Below are 21,930 nucleotides of genomic sequence, written 5' to 3' on the forward strand. Positions count from 1 at the left end.
CAGAAGCCACCGGCTCTGCGGTGCCGTTGTGTCAAAAAGACGACGCGCCGACCGTGTCGAATCATTAGTAACACTAGACCCATACGTAACATCAGTCCGTGCAGTCCCGCCGTTCCGTGCCGTCACTTCTCTTCACCGCCCTTGCGGCGACAGTCGTGATCGTGCCGTGGGCCATCTCGGGATCCGATTCCGGCGAACAACCCGACCCGGCGAACGCTGCACCGCAGCTCACACAGCAACCGCTCGACAATCTGGCGGTCGGTGAGAGCATCCGCGAGGTCCATCAGGACAACCCGTTCTCGATGGTCGCGCTCACCTCTCCGGACCTACGCGGCACTTCCGCCCGGGTCCGCGCCCGCAAGGACGACGGCACCTGGGGCCCCTGGTACCAGGCCGAGAACCTCGACGGGGTCGGCGCCGACACTCCCGGCCCGCGCGGCACCGAACCGGTGTTCGTCGGCCGCACCACCACCGTGCAGATCGCCGTCACCCGCGCACCCCGGCCGGCCGCCCCGCCACCGCCCGGGAAGGCAGGCCCGGCCAAACCGGGGCTCGGCTATGTGCCCGCCAACGTCGAAGCGCCCATCGGCCAGAACGTCACTGCCGTGCTGATCAGCCCGCCCCAGTCCCCCGTCGACGTCGGGCCGCTGCCGACCGCCGCCATCAACCCCGGCCAGCCGCCGACCATCATCGGCCGCGCACAGTGGGGCGCCGACGAGTCGATGCGATGCGGAAACACCGTGTACGACAAGGGCATCCGAGCCGGAATCGTGCACCACACGGCGGGCAGCAACGACTACGCCCCCGAGGATTCGGCAGGCATCATCCGGTCGATCTACGAGTACCACACCCGTGAACTGGGCTGGTGCGACATCGCCTACAACGCCATGGTCGACAAGTACGGCCAGGTGTTCGAGGGCCGTGCGGGCGGCATGGACAGGCCCGTCGAGGGTTCCCACACCGGCGGCTTCAACATCGACACCTGGGGTGTGGCGATGCTGGGCGACTTCGACGTCGTGCCACCCACCGAGATCCAGGTGCGAAACACCGGGCGCCTGCTGGGCTGGCGCCTCGGCCTCGATCACATCGACCCACACGGCACCGTCGTGCTGACCTCCGCCGGCGGATCGTTCACCCATTTCCCCCGCGGAGCCACCCCGACGCTGCCGACGATCTTCACCCACCGCGATGTCGGCATCACCGACTGCCCCGGTAACGCGGCCTACGCCCAGATGGGCCGCATCCGCGACATCGCCGCGCGCTTCAACCGGCCCCCCGGCCCCGAGGACCTGGCCGACCAGATGCGCGGCGGCGCGATCTACGCCCGCTGGCAGGCGACGGGCGGGCCGACCGGCATGCTCGGCAACCCGACCTCGCCCGAGACCACCGGTGAAGGGGCCGCACGCTACGCCACCTTCGAGCGCGGCGCCGTGTACTGGTCACCGGACAGCGGTGCAGAATCGGTCACCGGCGCCATCTACGAGGCATGGGGAGCACTCGGCTTCGAGCGCGGAGTCCTGGGCCTGCCGACCAGTTCAGAGATCCCCGAGCCCCAGTGGATCGTGCAGAACTTCCAGCACGGCACGCTGAACTTCGATCGCGAGAAGGGCACCGTCACCCGCGTCGTCGACGGTGTGCCGGTGGAACTGCCCCCGCCGGCACCAGATCAGCAGCCGGTGCAACTGGAGCGTTTCACCCCGATCACCTGATCGGTCAGGCCCACCAGCGTTCGAGCACCCGGGCCACACCGTCCTCGGCGTTGGTCACGGTGATCTCGTCGGCCGCGTCCACCGCCTCGGGGTGGGCATTGCCCATCGCCACTCCGCGCCCGGCCCAACTCAGCATCGGTACATCGTTGGGCATGTCGCCGAAAGTGACGGTGTCGGCCGCGGTGAGTCCCAGCGGGGCGGCCAACTCCGCGACACCGGTGGCCTTGCTGATGCCCAGCGGCACCACCTCGATCAGCCCGTTGTTGGTCGAATAGGTGATATCACCTTGTAACCCAATGTGTTTGAGAAGTTCAACAGCCATGTCGGCACTGCGTGCGCCCGCCTTGCGGATGAGCAGCTTGACCGCAGGGGCGCTGAGCAGATCCTCCAACGACACCTCGGTGTTGTCCGGGTTGAGCCAGGCGTGCTCGTATCCCGGGGAACTGACGAATTGCGGGGTCGCCGCATCGTGCGCCGAACGCCCCACCCGTTCCACGGCCAGCCCCGCGCCCGGAATCACCCGTGTGGCGATCTCGGCGAGCTCACCGAGCACGTCGGTCGAGAGCGTGTGTGCCGCCACGATGCGGTCGGTCGCCGGGTCGTAGATCACGGCGCCGTTGGCGCACACCGCCATCGGAGCCAGCCCGAGACCGTCGACCACCGGCGCGATCCAACGCGGCGGCCGTCCGGTGGCCAGGACGAACGTCGCCCCCGCCTCGACCGCGGCGTGGACTGCCGCCCGGGTGCGCGGCGTGACCTTCTCATCCTCGTCGAGCAGTGTTCCGTCCACGTCGGTGGCGATCAGCCCCGGCGCCCGCTCGATACTCATCAATTGTTTCCCGTCGCTTCACTCGCCCGCATGCGCGCGCGTTCGGCCAGTTCCGCCTCATCGAGCAACTTGGCTTCGGCAGGCGTCGGCGCACTTCCACCGAGCCGGTTCGGAACCCAGTACGCCCCGGCCGGTTCGGGGTAGTCGTGCTGAGCCTGGTCCAGGAGTGACGACATCGCGGCCCGCAGGGTGTCATCGATCTGGGCGACCGAACCTGTCGCCACGATCGGCTCGCCAACTCCCACGGCGATCGGAATTTTCTTGTGCCCCAGCGACTTCGGATGATCCTTGGTCCAGATGCGGTGGGCACCCCAGACGATCACCGGAATGATCGGGACACCGGCCTCCATCGCCATCCGCGCCGCGCCGGTCTTGAAATCCTTGAGCTCGAAGCTGCGACTGATCGTGGCCTCCGGGTACACCCCGACGAGCTCGCCGCGACGCAGCGAGTCCACCGCCGCGGCATAGGCGCCGGCTCCCGCCCTGCGGTCCACCGGGATCGTCCCGGTGTGCTTGATCAGGAAGTTCACCGCCTTCACCTGCGCCATCTCCGCCTTGATCATGAAGCGCATCCGGCGACCACGTTCGGTGGCGGCCAGCGCGGCAGGCAGGAAGTCGACGTAGCCGGTGTGGTTGATGGCGATGACGGCGCCACCCGTGGCGGGCAGATTGTCCAACCCGCGGAAGGTGATCCGGGTTCCGGTGGCCCTGACCACGAGCCCGGCGGCAATCTCCAGACTTCGGAAAACCGGCTCCATACGCGACTTACCCCGAGACCCCGGTGGGCCCAGTTGGTCCGCCAGGTCCGTCCAGCGCACGCTTGGCCGCCTTCGCGGCAGCCTCATCGGCATCCATCCGGTTGGCCTCGGCCAGCGTCGGCGCCGAGCCGCCCAGCCGGTGCGGCACCCAGAACTCACCGGGCGGATATGGCCCGTAGTCATCCTGCACCTGGGCCAGCAGATGTTGCATCCGGGAGTGCAGTAGCGCGGTGAGTTCGGCTGCGGGCAGCGTCGGCTGGATCGGCTCGCCCACCGCGATCGAGATCGGCACCTTGGGCCGGTACAGCGTCTTCGGGTGGCCCTTGGTCCAGATGCGCTGTGCACCCCACACGATGTGCGGCACGATCGGCACCCCGGCCTCGATCGCCATTCGCGCCGCGCCGGACTTGAAGTCCTTGATCTCGAAGCTGCGGCTGATCGTCGCCTCCGGGTATACCCCGACCAGTTCACCGGCTTTGAGGTTGCCGACCGCCGACTCGAACGAGGCGGCCCCACTGTCACGATCCACCTCGATGTGACGCAGGCTGCGCATGATCGGTCCGGTGATCTTGTTGTCGAAGACTTCCTTCTTTGCCATGAACCGCACCTTGCGGCCCCGCTTCTGCAGGTAGGCAGGCAAGCCGGCGAAGGTGAAGTCGAAGTAGCTGGTGTGGTTTATGGCCACCACCGCACCACCGGTGACCGGGATGTTCTCCACCCCGGTCACGTTGAACTTCAGCCCCTGCATACGCCAGGTCAGCCGAGCGAGTTGTATGACAGTCCCGTACACCGGTTCCACGTAGCCAGCCTAATCCCAGCCCGTATCGGCCCGTCACCCAACTCGGGCTAGGCTGGGCGGGCATCAAAGCACTCCATCGAAAGGCCGTTTGTGCAGGTCACCAGCGTCGGGCATGCCGGCTTCCTGATCGAGACCAAGGCTGGCAGCATTTTGTGCGACCCCTGGGTCAACCCCGCGTACTTCGCCTCCTGGTTCCCGTTCCCCGACAACAGCGGACTCGACTGGAACACCCTGGGCCAGGTCGACTACCTCTACGTCTCACACCTGCACAGGGACCACTTCGACCCGGAGAACCTGCGCCGCCACGTCAACAAGGACGCCGTGGTGCTGCTGCCCGACTTCCCGGTGCCCGACCTGCAACGCGAACTGGCCGCTCTGGGCTTTCACCGGTTTTTCGAGACCACCGATTCGGTCAAACACACCGTCAGCGGCCCCAAGGGCGACCTCGACCTGATGATCATCGCGCTGCGCGCACCCGCAGACGGTCCGATCGGCGATTCGGGACTCGTGGTCGACGACGGCGAGACCGTCGCCTTCAACATGAACGACGCCCGCCCCGTAGATCTCGAGGTCCTTGAAGCCGACTTCGGGCAGGTCGATGTGCACATGCTGCAGTACTCCGGGGCCATCTGGTACCCGATGGTCTACGACATGCCCGCCCGCGCCAAAGAGGCCTTCGGCATCCAGAAGCGGCAGCGCCAGATGGACCGGTGCCGCCAGTACATCGCACAGGTCGGGGCGACCTGGGTGATCCCCTCGGCCGGGCCGCCGTGCTTCCTGGATCCCGAACTGCGCGATCTCAACGACGACCACGAAGATCCGGCGAACATCTTCCCCGACCAGGTGGTGTTCCTCGACCAGATGCGTCGCCACGGCCACGAGGGCGGGCTGCTGATGGTCCCTGGTAGCACCGCCGATTTCACCGGGTCCCAACTCGCTTCACTGACCCACCCGGTCGATGACCCCGAGACGATCTTCACTACCGGCAAGGCCGCCTACATCGAGGATTTCGCGCAACGCATGGCCCCGGTGCTGGCTGCGGAGAAGGCCTCGTGGGCGCCGGCGGCGGGCGAACCCCTGCTGCCCGGGCTGCGGGCGCTGTTCGAGCCGATCATGAGCCAGACCGATCAGATCTGCGACGGCATCGGCTATCCGGTGGAGTTGCGGCTGTCCGGCCCCGACCACAGCGAGACCGTGGTCCTGGACTTCCCGAAACGTCTTGTCCGCGAACCCATCGCCGACGAGAAGTTCCGCTACGGCTTCGCGATCCCACCCGAGTTGGTGCGCACCGTGCTACGCGACAACGAACCGGACTGGGTCAACACCATTTTCCTGTCCACCCGGTTCAAAGCCTGGCGTGTGGGCGGCTACAACGAATACCTGTACACGTTCTTCAAATGCCTCACCGATGAGCGCATCGCCTACGCCGACGGCTGGTTCGCCGAAGCCCACGACGACACCTCATCGATCATCCTCGACGGCTTCCAGATCCAGCGCCGCTGCCCGCACCTGAAGGCCGACCTGTCGAAATTCGGTGTGGTAGAAGGCAACACCCTCACCTGCAACCTGCACGGCTGGCAGTGGAACCTGGAGAACGGCAAGTGCCTTACCACCAAGGGCCACGAGTTGCGGTGCAGCAAGTCATGACCGCCCCACGCCAGTACTACGACGACGGCCTGATCCAGCTGGATCGCGAGGCGATCACCTTGCGGCGCTACCACTTCCCGTCGGGAACCTCGAAGGTGATCCCGCTGCGGTCGATCACCGGATACGAGGCCACCCCGTTGGGGTTGTGGATGCAGCGTTTCCGATTGTGGGGCAGCACTGACCTGCGCCGCTGGCTCCCCCTGGACGTGCACCGTCCGCTGCGGTCGACGCTGATCACCCTCGACGTGCCGGGCACTTACCCGAAGCCGGCATTCACCCCGGCCCGCCCGGACGAGTTCGTCGCCCGCCTGGAGGAATTGCTCGGCTGCTAGCGCGCCGAGACCACCTGCCGTAGTTCGGAAGCCGCACTGGAGGCACTGTCGTACACGCGAACGATGGCCTCATCCCCCGGCTTGAGGAAGGTGGACTCGCCCAGCGGGGTGTAACGGGTGGCACCAATGCCGATCAACACGTTCTCGGGATGACCGCTGGCCACCATCAACGCGCCGACATCCTCCAACGGCGTATCGGCCGAACCCTTCTGGTTGGCCAGCCGTTCGACGATCCAGTCCAGGAGCACCTCGCCGTAGTACGAGTAGCCCACCAGGGGTGAATCCACCCCGTAGGCGTGCTGCTGGCCGCCCTCCTCGCTCAGGTAGCAGACCAGCCGCATGGTGGCGGTCGGACCGTCCGGAGTGAGGTCACTGATCTCGAAGAACTGCGGTGCAACGCCTTTGGAGGCCGGGCCCCAGTTCTTCTTGTAGCTGATCTTGGGTGCGCCCGGCCGGCGGATCGAGCAGTCGTTGAAGGCGCCGAGGGCGAACGGCTCGAGCCGCACCACGGTGTCGCCGTTCCACACCACGCGGCAGGCCACGCCGACCTCGGGCTCGATCTGAAGGTTGAGCGGGCCGTCAACCTCGCCGGCCTCCGGCAGCACGATGGCATCGCTGGACAGCGGGAACTCACCCAGGAAGTCGTCCCGGCCGGGGGCGTACCACGGGAAGATGCCTTTGGGCGCATACCCTTCGGTCACCACCTTGACGAAATCCCCAGCCTCTCCGGCCTGTTCGAGGTGCCCCGCGAAGTTACCGGCCACGCCGAAGCCGAACCAGTTGCGCAATTCGGCAAGGTCGATATCGATCATGGCTGCAACCCTACTGTGGCCGCGACAAGCCGGTAACAAGTCGCGCTTAAGTCGCCGGTACCAGGCTGTGCTCCGCGAGTGCCGATCCGCGCCGGATCGGCCGAACCCGAGGAGTGTCCCGTGCCGACAACCACCCCAACCGCCAGCGTCTCACCTCGTCGTGCGGGCGATCCCGCGCCGGACCTGCTGGGTATCACGTTGGCTCACCGCGCGATGCTGACCGACCTGCTGCGCCTGAGCGACCTGGCTGGGTCGGTGCGCGACCGGGATGTCATCTGCACACCCGGCCGTGCCCGGGCGATCTCCCGATACGTCGAGTTGCTGTGTGATTCCACCCACCATCACCACACCACCGAGGACGCGGTGCTGTGGCCGGTGATCCTGGCCAGTGTCGGCGACCATGTGGATCTGAGCGAGCTGACCGAGGACCACGCTGCACTGGACCCACGGTTGGAACAGCTGCGGGCCCGCGCCGCGGCGTTCCGGCTGTCGATGGGTGACCGCCAGATCGCCGGCCTCATGGCCATCGAGCTGGCCGAACTGGCAGCCCTGCTGACCGAGCACATCAATGACGAGGAGATGGAGGTGTTCCCGCTGATCACCGAACACGTCTCGGTGGCGGACTGGGCGACGGTGGAGAAAGCCGCCCGCAGAAGCGGATGGTTGTGGTTCGAGGGTCCGCGGTCGCTCGCCGTGATGACCGACGACGAGCGCACACAACTGGCCCAGCAGGTGGGCATCGAGCTACGGATGATCCTCGCCGTCGTGGGGTTGCGGTACCGGCGCCTGGAGCGGGCGGTCTTCGGCGTCGCCCGATAAGCCGGCGTCAGTCGATGAAGCGCTGCGCTTCGGCGGCCAGCCGGTCCCGCAGCGTCGAGGCGGCCTTCCGGTAGCCGCGCGCCTGATCGGGCCGGCCCAGCGCATCGGCGGCGGCGGCCAGCGCCTCGTCGACCGGGCCCACCATCAGCCCGTCGACCCCGAGTCCGGCGATACGCCCGGAATACGGGCCGAGGTCGGCCGCCCGGGCCTCGGCCTCGTCGGCATCCCCGAGCGCCACGGCCGCGTTGACGCGCAGCACGGTGAACGGCAGCCAGAAGTACGCCCGCTCGATCGGTTGGCGGTCCCGCCACAGCTCGCGAGCCTCACTCTCGCGGCCCCGCGCGATCAGCGCGAGCACCGCGGCGTCCAGCGCGGCAACCGACACCTCTCGGTAGAAGAACACCAACTCGTCGGCCAGGACGCCGAGGTCTCCGAGGCAGAACTCGCCCGTCACCCGGCCCACCATCGCCAGCTTGGCCCCGTTGGCGGCACCGTTCTCGACCATGCGCGCCGCCAGATCGGTGTAGGCGCTGACCGCCTCGTCCAATCGCGCGGCCAGCAGATACATCCGGGCCTGGAACAGTCCCAGCACCCCGAGAAGGTGGACGAGCTGTCCGGTACCGGCCCGGGCCACCGCAATGTCGACGTGCCGTTTCGCGGTTGCCAGATCGGACCGGTGACCGGCCGCCAGCGACAGCATCCAGTGCGCCACCGCTTGGTAGTCGGCCTGCTCGGTGGCCTCTGCGGTCTGCAGTAGTTCGGCGGCGGTCGCGTCGCGTTCGGCGTCGAGGTCCGGTCCGAGTGCGCAGTAGGCCCGGACATTGAGCGCCGTACAGAGCAACCGACCCGACGACGCCGGATCCTCGGCGTAGGCGCGTCGGGCCAACTCGAGCAGCTCCGTGCTGGCGGCCAGTGCGCCGTCGGGATCGGTGCCCTCCAACTCAACGTAGAGCGCCTTGAGCAGCCTGATCCGTTCGGCCGCAGTGACTTTCGTCGGCCCGCTGTCCAGCACCTGGCGCAGCAGGCCGATCATCTGCGCATCGGATTCGTCGTACTCCCGGTCCCGCCACACCAGCGGGGTGTCCCACGCGGTGAGCACGCGCACCATCAGATCGTCGCGCGACGTCCCGGTCAGCAACTGCAGCGCAGCCTTCAACTCGATGCGCGCGGCGACGGCGTCGCCGGACTGGGCCAGTGCGGAGATCAGACCGCACCGGGCGTCGATCTCGTGTTCCAGACTCTGGGCACTGGGCCGCAACCGGCGTGTGGCTGCCAACTCCAGCATCTGCACGGCGGTACGCCACTGTCTGGCGGCTTCGGCGTGAGCACCCACCGAGTCCGCCTCGCGGGCCGCTGCCGTCGCAAAATCCGTAGCGGCCAAAGCAGTTTCAGCTGTCGCCGACGCTACAGCGTGGTGGGCGAGGGCGGCCGGGTCGACCGATCGGCCGGGTGCCCGCAGCAGTTCCAACGCGGCACCGTGCAACCGCGACCGCCGCAGCTTCGAGGTGTCCTCGTAGAGGGTGTCGCGAACCAGCGAATGGGCGAACCTCAATCGGCCTGGCGCCGGCTCGTCGAGCAGACCGAGCAGGACGGCCGGCTCCAGCGCGTCGAGCAGGTCCTCGGGGTCGTTGCGCCCCAGTTCGGCGAGCAGGTCGACGTCGATGTCGCGCCCCAGCACGGCGGCTTGACGCAACGCGGTGACTGTCGGGCCAGGTAACCGGGCCACCCTGCGACGCAACACATCTCGAACTCCAACCGGCACGGATGCCCACACCGCGTCCGGCCCCTCGGCGACCATCAGCCGGGCCAGCTCGCGGACGAACAACGGGTTGCCGCCGGTCCGCTCACGCAGCAGCCGCAGCGCCTCGCCGCTGGCGGCGGTCAGTCCGTGGTCGGCCGCCAGCGCCGCCGTGGCCGCGGCGTCGAGACCGTCGAGTATCAGATGCGCGGCGGTGTGCACAGTCAGTGCCGCCCGGGCCACCTCGAGTTCGCCGCGGTCCTCCGACGGGCGATAGGTACCGATGACCAACACCGGCAGATCCTTGATCCGGTCGGCCACCAGCCGCAGGAGCTCCAACGTCAGGCCGTCGGTGCGGTGCAGGTCGTCGAGGACGACGGCCAGCGGTTGACGGCCGGCGACCGCGCTCAGTACGTCGGCCACCGCATGCCCCAACCAGAATGTGCCCGGCTCGACCGCGGCGACGTCGTGCAGCAGCGGAGCCAGCGCCTGCCTGCCGTCCTCCACCTGAGCTCCGGCGTCCAGCAACTCGCGCAGTATCTCGGTCCACGCCCACCCCGCCGGCGCGCCGTGAACCTCCGGACAACGACCGAGCACGGTGCGCCAGCCCGCAGCCCGCAAACGGGCTGTCGCCGCGGCCGCCAGGGTGGTCTTGCCGGAGCCCGCTTCCCCCCCGATCCACAGCACCGCGCTGCCGCCGGCGGCGACAGCGCGTGCGGCAGCGGCGATTTCGGCGAACTCCTCGGTCCGGCCGTGGGCCGCCGCCTCCACCCGGCCGCGCGCGGCCAATTCAGCACCGTCGGGCGACGCCACCTCCGGTATCACCGGCTGCACCTGTCGGGACGGCTCCAGATGGTCGGCCTGACGAAGGATGTCGCGCTCGAGGTCGCGCAGCGCCCGGCCCGGCTCCAAACCGAGCTCATCGACGAGATGGTCCCGGGTACGCCTCAATACCTCCAGCGCGTCGGTCTGGCGTCCGGCCTGATACAGCGCCGTCGCCAGCACGGCGGCGGCGCCTTCCCGGCCCGGACGCTCACCAACATGTCGTTCCAGCGCGACGATGGCGGTGCTGTACCGGCCCAGCTCCACCTGCGCAGCGGCCTGTGCTTCCACCGCGGCCAGCCGGAGCTCGGTCAGCCGGGCGACCTCCGGAGCCGCCCACAGCACGTCGCCTGCCCCGGCGAACGGATCTCCCGACCAGGCGGCCAACGCCTCGTCGAGCAGGCACACGCGTTGCTGCGGATCCGATTCCTCATACGCCGCAGTGACTTTCGCTTCAAACCGCCAGGAGTCGACGGCATCCACCGGCAGTCGCAGACAATATCCGGGCGCGGCGCTGACCAAGATGCGCGCCGGGGCCCGACGCTGCCGCTCCGGCTCCAGCGCCCGCCGCAGATGCGAGACGTAGACCTGCAGGGCCGACAACGCCTTGGGCGGCGGCTCGCCTTCCCACAGATCGTCGATGAGCCGGTCGACGGACACCGTGTGTCCGTGTGCGGCCACCAGACGAGCCAGCAGCGCCCGCTGCAGGCGCGCGCCCAGATCCACCGGATCGTCGCCGACCCAGGCTTGTACGGGCCCGAGCACGCTCACCCGCACCGGGGCGTCCGCAGTCATTTCCCTGTGCCGGGCCGCGGTGCGTTACTTACCGGGCTCCAGGACGGCGGTGCCGACGAACGGCACCAGCGCGTCGGGGACCCTCACGCTGCCATCGGGTTGCTGATGGTTCTCCAGGATGGCCACCAGCCAGCGGGTGGTGGCCAGCGTGCCGTTGAGCGTGGCCGCGATCTGCGGCTTGCCGTTCTCGTCGCGGTAGCGCGTGGCCAATCGCCTCGCCTGGAACGTCGTGCAGTTCGAGGTTGAGGTGAGTTCCCGGTAGGTCTGCTGGGTGGGCACCCACGCCTCGCAGTCGTACTTGCGCGCGGCCGAGGAGCCGAGATCGCCTGCGGCGACGTCGATCACCCGGTAGGGCACATCGATGGCCGCCAGCATCTGCCGCTGCCAGCCCAGCAGCTTCTGGTGCTCGGCGACAGCATCTTCAGGCTTGCAGTAGATGAAGCCCTCGACCTTGTCGAACTGGTGCACCCGGATGATGCCGCGGGTGTCCTTGCCGTAGCTGCCCGCCTCGCGCCGGAAGCACGACGACCAGCCGGCGTACCGCTTCGGGCCTGCGGACAGGTCCAGGATCTCGTCGGAGTGGTAGCCCGCCAGTGGCACCTCCGAGGTACCGACCAGGTACAGGTCGTCGGCCTCCAACCGGTAGATCTCGTCGGCGTGTGAGCCGAGGAATCCGGTGCCCGCCATGATTTCTGGGCGCACCAGCACCGGCGGGATCATCAGCGTGAACCCGTTCTGTACGGCCACCTGCGTGGCCAACTGCAGCAGGCCCAGCTGCAGCAGGGCGCCGGCACCGGTGAGAAAGTAGAACCGCGAACCCGACACCTTGGCGCCACGCTCCATGTCGATCAGCCCGAGCGCCTCGCCCAGCTCGAGGTGGTCCTTGGGGTTCTCGATCGCCCGCGGCTCACCGACGGTGTCGAGCAGCACGAAGTCGTCCTCGCCGCCGGCCGGCACACCGTCGATGATCACGTTGCCGATCGCCGCGTGGGCAGCGGTGAAGGCGGTCTCGGCCTCGGTCTGAGCCACCTCGGCGGCCTTGACCTGTTCGGCGAGGTCCTTGGCCTGCTGCAGCAGTGTCGGACGTTCCTCGGGTGTCGCCTTGCCCACGAGCTTGCTGGCGGCCTTCTGGTCGGCACGCAGGTTGTCGGCCGTCGAGATCGCGGCCCGCCGCGCCGTATCGGCCTGCAGCAGGGCGTCGACACGCGCCGGGTCCTCCCCGCGGGCCCGTTGCGACGCACGGACGGAGTCGGGGTTCTCGCGCAGCAGCTTGAGGTCGATCACGGGCGCAACCCTACTTTTTGAAGTGCGGCGACGTACATCTGAGGTGTTCGATCTAAGTGTGGCGAAGCGATGGCGACCGAATTCCCACAGCCACCGGGCACAACCCCGCAACATTACAACTGCATCACTTGCCACAGGGGCTGACACGCCTGTCACAATGGAGGGCAATGTTGGAAGCACCCGAGCACCCCGAGCACCCCGAGCACGGGGCCCTGCTCGCCGAACCTCTTCAGGACGAACAACCCGCGAGGGAACGGTGGTGGCAGAGTCTGGCGGCCGCGTCGACGCGACGTGCGCTGCTGTTGACCGCGCTTGGCGCACTGCTCATCGCCGGCCTGATCACCGCGTTGCCCCGGAGCGAGGGGGCGAGTTCCGCGCCGGGCGCGATCGCCCTCGGGCCCCGCGGCAATGACACCTTCAATCACGTCAAGCGTGGCGATTGCCTGAACTGGCCCGGGCGCAACCCCGACGCCGCACACATCGTGGACTGCAAGGACAACCATCGCTTCGAGGTCGCCCAGGCCGTCGACATGCGCACCTTCCCCGGCAGCGAGTACGGGCCGGGCGCGCCGCCGCCGTCGGTGGACCGGATCAAGCAGATCAGTCAGGAGCAGTGCACCCCGTCGGTCCGTGGCTACCTGGGTCCCAAGTACGACCCGAACGGCAAATACACCATCGGCCTGCTGTGGTCGGGTGAGAAGGCCTGGAAGCAGTCCGGCGAGCGCCGCATGCTGTGCGGGCTGCAACTCCTCGGCCCCGGCGACGGCCAGTTGGAGTCGGCAGGCAAGGTGGCCGATGTCGACCAATCGAAGGTCTGGGCCGCAGGCACCTGCCTCGGTATCGACGCCGCCACCAACCAGCCCACCGACGTCCCGGTCGATTGCGCGGCACCGCACGCCATGGAGGTCACCGGCGCGGTCAACCTCGCCGAGAAGTTCCCGGGCGGGCTGCCGCCGGAGGGCGATCAGGACAACTTCATCAAGGACGCCTGCACTGAGCAGACCGACGCCTACCTGGCCCCAGTCCAGCTGCGCACCACCACGCTGGCGCTGAGCTACAGCACGATCTCACTGCCCAGCTGGTCGGCCGGTAGCCACCAGGTGTCGTGCAGCATCGGCGCGACGTTGGGCAACGGCGGCTGGTCGACACTGGTCAACAGCGCCAAGGGTCCGCTGATGATCAACGGACAGCCCCCGGTGGCGCCGCCTGACATCCCGGAGGAGCGGCTCAACATGCCGCCCATCCCGATGCCCGATGTGGACGAGACATCGTCATCTTCGTCGTCCTCGTCGTCGGGTTCGTCCTCGTCGTCGGGATCCGGTTCGTCCGGATCGGGCTCCTCCGGTTCGTCGAGTTCCTCGGGCTCGGGTTCCTCGGGCTCGGGTTCGTCGGGTTCGTCGTCGAGCGGTCAGCACATGCCGCAGGCCTCGACCACCGCGGCGCCGGCTCCGACGCAGGCCAACACCTTCAACCCGCCGCCGCCTGAGCAGGCCCCGGCCACCGCACCTGAGCAGGGCCCGGCACCGGCTCCGGTTCCTGATGGCGCGGCCGCACCCGCCGGCCCGCCTCCGGGTGAGCCTGTCCCCGTACCGCCGGCTCCGTAGCCGTGCCGGTGCGGATGAGCTCGCAGCGGTTCGACGAGTTGGTGTCCGATGCGCTCGACCTGATCCCGCCGAGGTTGGCGGCCGCGATCGACAACGTCGTGGTCCTGGTGGAGGACCGTGATCCCGACGAGCCCGAGATCCTGGGCCTGTACCGGGGAGTCGCGCTGACCGAGCGGGATTCCTGGTACGCCGGCTCCTTGCCCGACACCATCACGATCTACCGCGAGGCCCTGCTGGAATTCTGTGACAGCGAGGCCGACGTGGTCGACGAGGTGGCGATCACGGTGATCCACGAGATCGCGCACCATTTCGGGATTGATGATGAGCGGCTGCACGAATTGGGTTGGGGATGAGCCGCTTGCGCGAAGACAGAAGGCCGGGCTAGGCGCGGCAACCGGGTTTTGTCGGTCTGCAGTGCTATCAACGGGCTATGACCATCCAGTGCCGGGAGTGCGCAGCCGGTCTGGAGCATTGCCACGGCACCGTGATCCACCACGTGCGGTACCGCGCGGAGTGCACCGACGACTCCTGCACCGCCCCGGAAGCAGCACATACCTTCAGCCTCGACTGCGAGGCGGTGGGCTGCCCGTGTGCGCACGAGGGTGCGCTCTCGATCCGGCTGACCGGTTAGTCAACCCATCGGGTCGGTTTCGGACTGCACCGCGTCCGTGACCGGTGTGGCGCCGGGCTCCGGGTAGAACGGCGGTGTCACCGACGCCCACTGCACGCAACTCCAGCGCCCGTCGGTGATCGGTGCCAGCACCAACGATTCGGTGTTGGCCAGGTGATGGTCGAGGGCGAAGCTGCCGTCGACGCCGGCCAGCACGGCGCCAACCAGCCGGATCGCCGCGCCATGGCTCACCAGCACGATGTCGCTGTCGAAGTCGTGGTCGTCGAGGTAGCGGAGCCGCAGCTCGGTGAGTACGGGCACATACCGGGCCAGTACCGCCTCGGCGCTTTCGCCGCCGGGCATCGGCACGTCCAGTTCGCCCCGGTGCCAGCGCTCGTAGATCCGGTTGAACTCGGCGACGGCGTCATCGTCGCTACGGTCCTCGAGTTCACCGACCTGGACTTCGTGGATCCCTTCGAATTCGAATGGGACAAGGCCGGTTTCGACACCGATGCCGGCGGCGGTCTGCGCCGCGCGCCGGGCCACCGAGTGCGCCAGGATCGACGGACGCTGGTGAAGCGTCCCGGCGAACCTCCGGGCCTGGTCGTGGCCGAGGTCGGTCAGCTCGGCACCCGGAGGCAGGGTGTCCAGACGCCGGGCGACGTTGCCGTGGGACTGTCCGTGCCGGACGAGGATCAGCCGGCCGCTCATGAGTCGTCCGTTCCCGCGCGCAAGCCCGCCAACCACCGTGAGGCCTCATCCAGGCGTGGCGGTGGTGCACCCGCTCGCGCTCCGGTCGGCCAGGAACCCAGATATCGCACATCGGTACAACGTCGATGCAGCGCTTTGAGTGCCTCGGCCACCGAATCGTTGTCGATGTGTCCGACGCAGTCCAGGAAAAACATGTAGGTGCCCAGCTCGGTTCGGGTGGGCCGGGATTCGATCCGGGTGAGGTCGATGTCGCGAATCGAGAATTCGGTCATCGCCGTGACCAGGGCGCCCGGGGTGTTGTCCAGCCGCAGGACCACCGAGGTGCGATCGGCGCCGGTGGCTTCCGGCGGCGCGCCGGGCGGACCGGCCAGGACGAAGCGGGTGCGGGCGTTGGCCTCGTCGACCACGTCGGCGGCCAGGACGTCCAGGCCGCAGCGCTCGGCGGCCAGTCGCGTGCTCACCCCGGCGTCGGCCCGGCCCTCGGCCACCTCGTGGGCGGCAGCGGCATTGGAAGTGGCCGGGACGATGTCCGCGTCGGGCAGGTTGGCGGCCAGCCACTGACGCACCTGCGCCAGCGCCACCGGGAAGGCGGCGACGGTCCGCACGGGCCCGGTGTGCCCGGGCCGGGTCACGATGGTGAAAGCGACGTCGAGAATCAGCTCGGCATAGATCTGCAGTGGCTTCCCGACCGCCAGGCTGTCCAGCGTCGGCAGCACCGACCCCTCGATCGAGTTCTCGATCGGCACGCACGCGTAATCGGCCCGTCCGTCACGCACCGCGGCCAACGCACCCGGGGTGCTGTCGGTCAGAACCGGGGTGAACCGAGCCGTGCCGTCGCCGGATGCCGACGACAGTCCGGGGACCAACTCATGGGCCACCATCTGCAGTAACGCCACTTCGGTAAAGGTTCCCTCGGGCCCGAGGTAGGCGATGCGCGGCACATCCCAACCCTATCGGGTCGGCGTTTGTGCGCCATCGGTTGACGACGGCGGGGCCGGTGTTTCACCGGAGGTCTTGCCCACCAGGGACCACCCAGTTAAGTTAGGCTTACCTCACCTAATCACCTCACCTAGTTTCGAAGGCGGCGAGATGGCCATTGCGACACCGACGACAGCCGAGCGGATCCGCAGCGCATGCGCACGGGGCGGCGGCGCCATGGTCGCGGTCGAGGGCATCGAACCCGTCGCCTCACCCGTTCATCACCTGCTCGACGACGGGTCGTTCGCGATCACCGTCCCTGAGGCCGGCCCGTTGGCCGGCATGGCGATGTCCGCCGGTTCGGCCGGGGTACAGGCGGTGCTGGAGATGACCGACTACGCCCCGCTCCCGCTACGCGAACCGGTGCGCTCCCTGGTGTGGATCCGGGGCCGCCTGCAGCACGTGCCGAGCGACGAGGTTCCGGCGCTGCTCGACCTGATCGCCGCCGAGAACCCGAATCCGGCTCTGCTGCAGGTGAATTCCAGCGCTCAGCCGAATGCCCACCAGGATGACGACAACCACACCCTGGTGCGCCTGGAGATCGAGTCCGTCGTGGTGGCCGACGCCACCGGCGCCGAGGCGGTCGGCCTCGGGGCGCTACTGCAGGCCCGCCCCGACCCGTTCTGCGCGATGGAATCCGGATGGCTGCAGCACATGGAGTCCTCGCACCGCGACGTGGTGGAACGCCTGGCCACCCGATTGCCCATGACGCTGCGCCAGGGGCGGGTGCGCCCGCTGGGCCTGGACCGCTACGGCGTGCAGCTGCGCGTGGAGAACGAACACGGCGACCACGACGTACGGTTGCCGTTCCCGAACCCGGTCGACGACGTCACCGGCCTGAGCCAGGCCATCCGCATACTGATGGGCTGCCCCTTCCTCAACGGCCTGCGCGCGCGCAAGATCTGACCCGCACGATCGGCTACGCCGACCGGGCGCCGCTACCGTAGCTTCGGTGACCGGGCCCCACGAGCAACTCGAGCCGCAGCGCCGCACGCTCAAGATCGAGATCGCCGTCGTGCTCGCGGTGACCTTCGGGCTCAGCGCCTACACCGCGGGCCTACGGCTCATCGAAGCGGTGCTGCTCGGCCTGTCGGGGCAGACCGTCGCGCTCAACCCGAAGCGCTCCCCGTTCGACCTGATCGACCTCGGCCTGCACCTGGCCGTCGTCCTGCAACTGCTGGCCTGGGGCGCACTGGCCCTGTACCTGTTGTGGCGCAGCGGTTTCGGACCGTCCGCGATCGGGCTGTCCCGTCCGCAGTGGCTCACCGACGGTTTGGGTGGGCTCGGCCTGGCCCTGCTCATCGGTCTGCCGGGGTTGGGGTTCTACGTGCTGGCCCGGGTGCTGGGCCTGAGTGCCGATGTGGAACCCGCCGAGCTGTACGACACCTGGTGGAGCATCCCGATGCTGCTCGGCGTGGCGTTCGCCAACGGCTGGGCCGAAGAGATCATCGTGGTGGGGTTCCTGCTGACCCGGCTGCGTCAACTCGACGTCAGTCCCGGGCGGGCCCTGGTGATCTCCAGCCTGCTGCGCGGCGCCTATCACCTCTACCAGGGCTACAGTGCGGGTCTCGGCAACATCGTGATGGGCCTGGTGTTCGGCTACGCGTGGCAGCGCACCGGGCGGCTGTGGCCGCTGATCATCGCCCACACCCTGATCGACGCGGTGGCGTTCGTCGGCTACGCGCTGGTGGCCGATCATCTGAGTTGGCTGCGATAACGCGCCCGGCACGTACATTTCTGCTGTGGACGACTTTCCGGTTTCAGGCGGACCGCCCGACCCGCGCTCGCGGCGCCCGGAACCGCGCCGCCGTGGCAACGAGCCGTCCCAGGTGATCCGGCGTGACCCGAACCACCGCCCGCCCTGGCCGCCGAATCCGCCCACGCCGCCGCGACAACCACCGAGGCAGCCCCCGCCCAGATCTGCGCCACCGCCACCGCCACCGCGTCCACCCCGGGGGTCGTCCGCGCCCCGGCCCGCCGCGGTCCGTCCGCCCGCGCCCGCGCCGGTGCGCAAGCCGCGCCGACGACGCCGCTGGGGGCGTCTGGTGTTGGCGGTGCTGGTCGTCGGCGTCCTCGCGCTGATCGGCGGCGGCGTGTGGATCGACTCGTCGCTGCACCGCATTCCGGCGCTGGCCGACTATCCCGAGCGGCCCGGGGCGGCGCACGGCACCACCTGGCTGCTGGTCGGATCGGACAGTCGCCAGAACCTCAGCCCCGAGCAGCAGGCCGAGCTGGCCACCGGCGGGGACATCGGCAACGGCCGCACCGACACCATCCTGTTGGTGCACGTTCCCGGGATCGGCTCGGGCACACCGGCCACCATGGTCTCGATTCCCCGGGATTCCTACCTGCCGATCCCGGGCTACGGCGAGGACAAGGTCAACGCCGCATTCTCACTGGGCGGGGCGCCGCTGCTGGCGCAGACCGTCGAGCAGGCGACCGGACTGCGCCTCGACCATTACGCCGAGATCGGTTTCGACGGTTTCGCCGCGCTCGTCGACGCGGTGGGCGGGGTGACGATGTGCCCCGCCGAGCCGATCAGCGACCCGCTGGCCGGAATCGACCTTCCGGCGGGGTGCCAGGAGTTCAACGGCCGCAATGCGCTCGGCTACGTCCGCAGCCGCGCCACGCCGCGCGCCGATCTGGACCGGATGACGCACCAGCGGGCGTTCATGTCCGCACTGCTGCACCGGGCCACCAGCCCGGAGGTGCTGATCAACCCCCTGCGGTGGCAGCCGATGGCCCGCGCGGCCACCAACTCGGTGGCCGTCGACCAGGACGCCCGCGTCTGGGATCTGGGCCGGCTGGCCTGGGCGATGCACGGCGACATGGTGACCACGTCGGTGCCGATCGGCGAGTTCACCGGAAGCGATTCGGGTGCGGTGGTGGTGTGGGACAGCGACGCCGCAGGCCGGTTGTTCACCGCGCTGGCCAACGACACAGCCGTTCCAGACGACGTCATCGAAAAGCCGCAACCTTGAGCTTAGGCAAAGCTAAATACGGCAATAGCGAATTCCGGATGGCAGATGTAATGCGCCCAACGCAACTAAGGTAAAGCTGGCCTCAATGAGGTCAACCTTCGATGACAATACCTTCTGACCTGCTATATCCTCGCCGTCATGACGACGAGCGGTGAACACGACACCAAATTCCATGCACTTGTTCAGGACCAGGTTCGCAGCGAGTTCACCGCGTCACAGCAATACATCGCAATTGCAGTTTATTTCGACGGTGCCGATCTACCGCAACTCGCCAGGCACTTCTATGCGCAGGCGGTCGAAGAGCGCAACCACGCCATGATGCTGGTCCAATACCTGCTCGATCGGGATATCGACGCCGAGATCCCGGGAGTCGACGCGGTGTGCAACCGCTTCGACGCTCCTCGTGATGCGCTCGCGCTGGCGCTGAGCCAGGAGCGCACCGTCACCGAACAGATCAGCCGGCTCGCCAGCGTCGCCCGCGAGGAGGGCGACTACCTCGGCGAGCAGTTCATGCAGTGGTTCCTCAAGGAGCAGATCGAAGAGGTCGCGTCGATGGCGACGCTGGTGCGCATCGCCGACCGCGCCGGTTCCAACCTGTTCCACATCGAGGACTTCGTCGCCCGGGAACTCGCCGGTGGCACCGGTGCCGACGCGGCAGCCCCGAAGGCCGCGGGCGGCAACCTTTAGCTTTCAGTCCCGGCCCGCACCGGTCAGGCCGTTCTGCAGCCAACTCTTGGTGCGGCCGGGGTGATTCGTCGCCACCCATCCCACACCGATGTCGCGGCAGAACTGAACGTCTTCGTAATGGTCGACGGTCCAGCAGTACAGTGCCCGGCCCTGGGCGGCGGCCCGGTCCACCAGCTCGGGATGCTCACGCAGGGTCGCAATGGACGGACCGACCGCGGTGGCCCCGACCGTCGTGGCGGCACCGCCGCCCAGATACCGCGACGTCTCACCGAGCAGCACCGTGGGCAGCATCGGAGCGGCCCGGCGAATTCGCCACACGGCAGCCGCCGAGAAGGACATCACCACCGCGCGGGACAGATCGGCCGAGGCCGGGGCGGCGATTCCGTACCGGTGCAGCAAGGCCAGCACCTTGTTCTCCACCAGCGCGCCGTAGCGCACCGGGTGTTTGGTCTCGATGAACAACTTGACCGGCCGCTTCCAGTCCAGCACCAGCGACACGAGGTCGTCGAGGGTCAGCAGCCCGGTATCGCCCAGGGCCCCCTCGACGTCTTCGTCGGTTTCGTCGACGTCGTCACCGTCGTCGGAGCGTCCACCGGCGTGCCACGACCCGTAATCCAGCCTGCGTAACTCGGCCAGCGTCATCTCACTGACCAGACCGGTGCCCGTGGAGGTGCGGTCCACTCGGCGATCGTGCACGCACACCAGGTGTCCGTCGCGGGTCAGCCGCACATCGCATTCCACACCGTCGGCACCTTCACGCAGCGCCAGGTCGTAAGCGGCAAGCGTATGTTCGGGCTTCTCGGCGGATGCTCCCCGGTGGGCGACCACGAACGGATGCCCAGGCCCCGGTGTCGCCTGCGCAGCGGCTCCGTCGTCGCCCGTTTCCATATCGCCTATGCTGCCGGGTTCTGCCCTTGGGTCTCAACCGGAACGGCGGATTCAGCGGAATCCTCACAATTCTGCGAAGTGTCGGCCGCCTCGGTGTCGACCGGGGACGGGTCAGGAGCCGGGTTCGGACCAGCGGACTCGGGCTCGATCACCACCCAGCGCCGCACGCTGCGCTCAGCCGTCGTACCGCTGCCCTCGAACCCGACGAACACCTTGGCGGTCAACAGGAATGCCGCCAGCGCCAACAGGTACCCGACAATCGCGGTCACGGTGTTGTTCGCGATGTTCTGCGGTGTGTCGTTGAAGAACGTCACGTACAGGGTGCTCACCATCGACGCGAACGCGACCACTGCGCTGAACACCCAAACGATCCACCACACCGCGATCTGGCGACGCAGGTGTGAGAGGCGTCCTTCGAGAACGGCCAGTTCCCACACGAACACCGGCGCCATCACGAGGTTCACACCGGGCAGTAGACAGCACAGCCACAGTGTCCTGGTGCTGCGCGGATCCACCTCGCCGTGCGCGGCATACCCGGCGGCCCGCCGCGTGATCAGCCAACGCACCAGCGACACCACCGCGACGACCACGACGCCCATCGCCACCACGCTGGCCAGCAGCCCGATAACCACGCCGCCGATCGCGATCAGCGGATGCAGCAGCACGCTGCGGTTGATGAGCAGCAGCACGTAACGAATCACGTGGGCGAAGGCGGCGATTCCCAGCACCACCATGGCCGCGACGAGCATGAGGCGCACATTGCCGGCATCGGTCTCGGCGTCGGTCTTCTGAGGCTGCTCCTCGAGCTCGAACTGTTGGTGCAGCCCCCAACTCGGAATCGCGCGGTAGTGCGGCGTCGGGCCGAGCGGACGCCGCTGCCGGCGCTGGTGTGGCGGAGGGCCTGGACGCACGGCGATCCAGCGATAGCCGGGGGCTAGATGCGGTGGAGTGTGCCCTGCCGCCGGCGACGACGGCGCCGCAGGCCGGGCAGCGGGTCCCCACTGAGACTGCGGCGACGACGGTGCCGAGGGGGCCAACAACGAGCCGCCGCACCGCGGACACCACGACCGCTGCCGGTCACGCACGTTCCAGCGCGTCCCGCACTGCGAACACACCTGGATCATGCG

At 68.4% G+C, this 21,930-nt stretch carries 21 protein-coding genes; 11 read left to right on the forward strand and 10 right to left on the reverse strand.

Annotation, left to right across the window (positions count from 1 at the left end; all coding sequences use genetic code 11):
- The first annotated feature begins 98 nt into the window (after nt 1–98).
- Nucleotides 99–1,709, forward strand: a complete 1,611-nt coding sequence (locus tag HBE63_RS24235; protein ID WP_166907016.1) for an N-acetylmuramoyl-L-alanine amidase — start codon at nt 99–101, stop codon at nt 1,707–1,709.
- A 4-nt stretch (nt 1,710–1,713) separates the two neighbouring features.
- Here the strand turns inward: HBE63_RS24235 and HBE63_RS24240 are convergent, their stop codons facing one another.
- From HBE63_RS24240 to HBE63_RS24250, 3 genes are read right to left on the reverse strand one after another with little or no spacing between them, the layout of a single operon-like run.
- The gene (locus HBE63_RS24240; RefSeq protein WP_166907017.1) at nt 1,714–2,538 is read right to left on the reverse strand and encodes an HAD family hydrolase; all 825 of its coding nucleotides are present in this window, start codon (nt 2,536–2,538) and stop codon (nt 1,714–1,716) included.
- Nucleotides 2,538–3,296, reverse strand: a complete 759-nt coding sequence (locus HBE63_RS24245) for a 1-acyl-sn-glycerol-3-phosphate acyltransferase (RefSeq protein ID WP_166907018.1) — start codon at nt 3,294–3,296, stop codon at nt 2,538–2,540. The genes HBE63_RS24240 and HBE63_RS24245 overlap by 1 nt, the downstream gene beginning before the upstream one ends.
- 7 nt (nt 3,297–3,303) lie before the next feature.
- Nucleotides 3,304–4,095, reverse strand: coding sequence for a 1-acyl-sn-glycerol-3-phosphate acyltransferase (locus HBE63_RS24250; protein WP_166907019.1), 792 nt, complete (start codon nt 4,093–4,095; stop codon nt 3,304–3,306).
- A 90-nt stretch (nt 4,096–4,185) separates the two neighbouring features.
- Here HBE63_RS24250 and HBE63_RS24255 point away from each other — a divergent pair, with 90 nt between their 5' ends.
- Together HBE63_RS24255 and HBE63_RS24260 are read left to right on the forward strand one after the other, a co-directional pair.
- Nucleotides 4,186–5,742, forward strand: a complete 1,557-nt coding sequence (locus HBE63_RS24255) for a Rieske 2Fe-2S domain-containing protein (RefSeq protein WP_166907020.1) — start codon at nt 4,186–4,188, stop codon at nt 5,740–5,742.
- Nucleotides 5,739–6,074 carry a hypothetical protein gene (locus HBE63_RS24260; RefSeq protein ID WP_166907021.1) on the forward strand — a complete coding sequence of 112 codons (336 nt, stop codon included), beginning with the start codon at nt 5,739–5,741 and terminating at the stop codon, nt 6,072–6,074. The genes HBE63_RS24255 and HBE63_RS24260 overlap by 4 nt, the downstream gene beginning before the upstream one ends.
- On the opposite strand, the gene HBE63_RS24265 is transcribed toward HBE63_RS24260, so the two are convergent.
- Nucleotides 6,071–6,886 (reverse strand): DUF5718 family protein, encoded by an 816-nt coding sequence (locus HBE63_RS24265; RefSeq protein WP_166907022.1) that lies wholly within the window; start codon nt 6,884–6,886, stop codon nt 6,071–6,073. The two genes, HBE63_RS24260 and HBE63_RS24265, sit on opposite strands and share 4 nt — an antisense overlap.
- A 120-nt stretch (nt 6,887–7,006) precedes the next feature.
- Between HBE63_RS24265 and HBE63_RS24270 the strand changes: the two genes are divergently transcribed.
- A complete protein-coding gene (locus HBE63_RS24270; RefSeq protein WP_166907023.1) occupies nt 7,007–7,705 on the forward strand; it encodes a hemerythrin domain-containing protein in 699 nt (232 codons plus the stop codon).
- 7 nt (nt 7,706–7,712) lie between these two features.
- Here the strand turns inward: HBE63_RS24270 and HBE63_RS24275 are convergent, their stop codons facing one another.
- Together HBE63_RS24275 and serS are read right to left on the reverse strand one after the other, a co-directional pair.
- A complete protein-coding gene (locus HBE63_RS24275; protein WP_166907024.1) occupies nt 7,713–11,060 on the reverse strand; it encodes a BTAD domain-containing putative transcriptional regulator in 3,348 nt (1,115 codons plus the stop codon).
- Between the two features lie 24 nt (nt 11,061–11,084).
- A complete protein-coding gene (serS, locus tag HBE63_RS24280) occupies nt 11,085–12,344 on the reverse strand; it encodes a serine--tRNA ligase (protein ID WP_166907025.1) in 1,260 nt (419 codons plus the stop codon).
- Nucleotides 12,345–12,511: 167 nt separating this feature from the next.
- On the opposite strand from serS, the gene HBE63_RS24285 reads away from it, so the two are divergent.
- The 3 genes from HBE63_RS24285 to HBE63_RS24295 all read left to right on the forward strand — a co-directional run bounded on the left by HBE63_RS24285 (nt 12,512) and on the right by HBE63_RS24295 (nt 14,579).
- Nucleotides 12,512–13,948 (forward strand): septum formation family protein, encoded by a 1,437-nt coding sequence (locus tag HBE63_RS24285; RefSeq protein ID WP_166907026.1) that lies wholly within the window; start codon nt 12,512–12,514, stop codon nt 13,946–13,948.
- 2 nt (nt 13,949–13,950) lie between these two features.
- On the forward strand, nt 13,951–14,301 hold the full coding sequence (locus HBE63_RS24290; protein WP_166907027.1) for a metallopeptidase family protein: 351 nt from the start codon (nt 13,951–13,953) through the stop codon (nt 14,299–14,301).
- A 77-nt stretch (nt 14,302–14,378) separates the two neighbouring features.
- Nucleotides 14,379–14,579, forward strand: a complete 201-nt coding sequence (locus HBE63_RS24295) for a hypothetical protein (protein WP_166907028.1) — start codon at nt 14,379–14,381, stop codon at nt 14,577–14,579.
- Here the strand turns inward: HBE63_RS24295 and HBE63_RS24300 are convergent, their stop codons facing one another.
- Nucleotides 14,580–15,269: a histidine phosphatase family protein gene (locus HBE63_RS24300; RefSeq protein WP_166907029.1), complete on the reverse strand. Its 690-nt coding sequence runs from the start codon at nt 15,267–15,269 to the stop codon at nt 14,580–14,582.
- A complete protein-coding gene (gene pheA / locus HBE63_RS24305) occupies nt 15,266–16,210 on the reverse strand; it encodes a prephenate dehydratase (RefSeq protein WP_166907030.1) in 945 nt (314 codons plus the stop codon). The genes HBE63_RS24300 and pheA overlap by 4 nt, the downstream gene beginning before the upstream one ends.
- 148 nt (nt 16,211–16,358) lie before the next feature.
- Here pheA and HBE63_RS24310 point away from each other — a divergent pair, with 148 nt between their 5' ends.
- The 4 genes from HBE63_RS24310 (at nt 16,359) to HBE63_RS24325 (ending at nt 19,915) form a co-directional block, all read left to right on the forward strand.
- Nucleotides 16,359–17,153, forward strand: a complete 795-nt coding sequence (locus HBE63_RS24310; RefSeq protein ID WP_166907031.1) for a DUF2470 domain-containing protein — start codon at nt 16,359–16,361, stop codon at nt 17,151–17,153.
- 46 nt (nt 17,154–17,199) lie between these two features.
- Nucleotides 17,200–17,964, forward strand: coding sequence for a CPBP family intramembrane glutamic endopeptidase (locus HBE63_RS24315; protein ID WP_166907032.1), 765 nt, complete (start codon nt 17,200–17,202; stop codon nt 17,962–17,964).
- A gap of 25 nt (nt 17,965–17,989) precedes the next feature.
- Nucleotides 17,990–19,228 (forward strand): LCP family protein, encoded by a 1,239-nt coding sequence (locus HBE63_RS24320; RefSeq protein WP_243858264.1) that lies wholly within the window; start codon nt 17,990–17,992, stop codon nt 19,226–19,228.
- Nucleotides 19,229–19,366: 138 nt separating this feature from the next.
- Nucleotides 19,367–19,915, forward strand: coding sequence for a ferritin (locus HBE63_RS24325; protein ID WP_166907033.1), 549 nt, complete (start codon nt 19,367–19,369; stop codon nt 19,913–19,915).
- A 3-nt stretch (nt 19,916–19,918) separates the two neighbouring features.
- Here the strand turns inward: HBE63_RS24325 and HBE63_RS24330 are convergent, their stop codons facing one another.
- Nucleotides 19,919–20,803: a glycerophosphodiester phosphodiesterase gene (locus tag HBE63_RS24330; protein ID WP_166907034.1), complete on the reverse strand. Its 885-nt coding sequence runs from the start codon at nt 20,801–20,803 to the stop codon at nt 19,919–19,921.
- Between the two features lie 5 nt (nt 20,804–20,808).
- On the reverse strand, nt 20,809–21,927 hold the full coding sequence (locus HBE63_RS24335) for a DUF4328 domain-containing protein (protein ID WP_166907035.1): 1,119 nt from the start codon (nt 21,925–21,927) through the stop codon (nt 20,809–20,811).
- Nucleotides 21,928–21,930 lie beyond the last annotated feature (3 nt).

Source organism: Mycobacterium sp. DL440, from assembly GCF_011745145.1.
In the GTDB taxonomy this organism is placed as follows: domain Bacteria; phylum Actinomycetota; class Actinomycetes; order Mycobacteriales; family Mycobacteriaceae; genus Mycobacterium.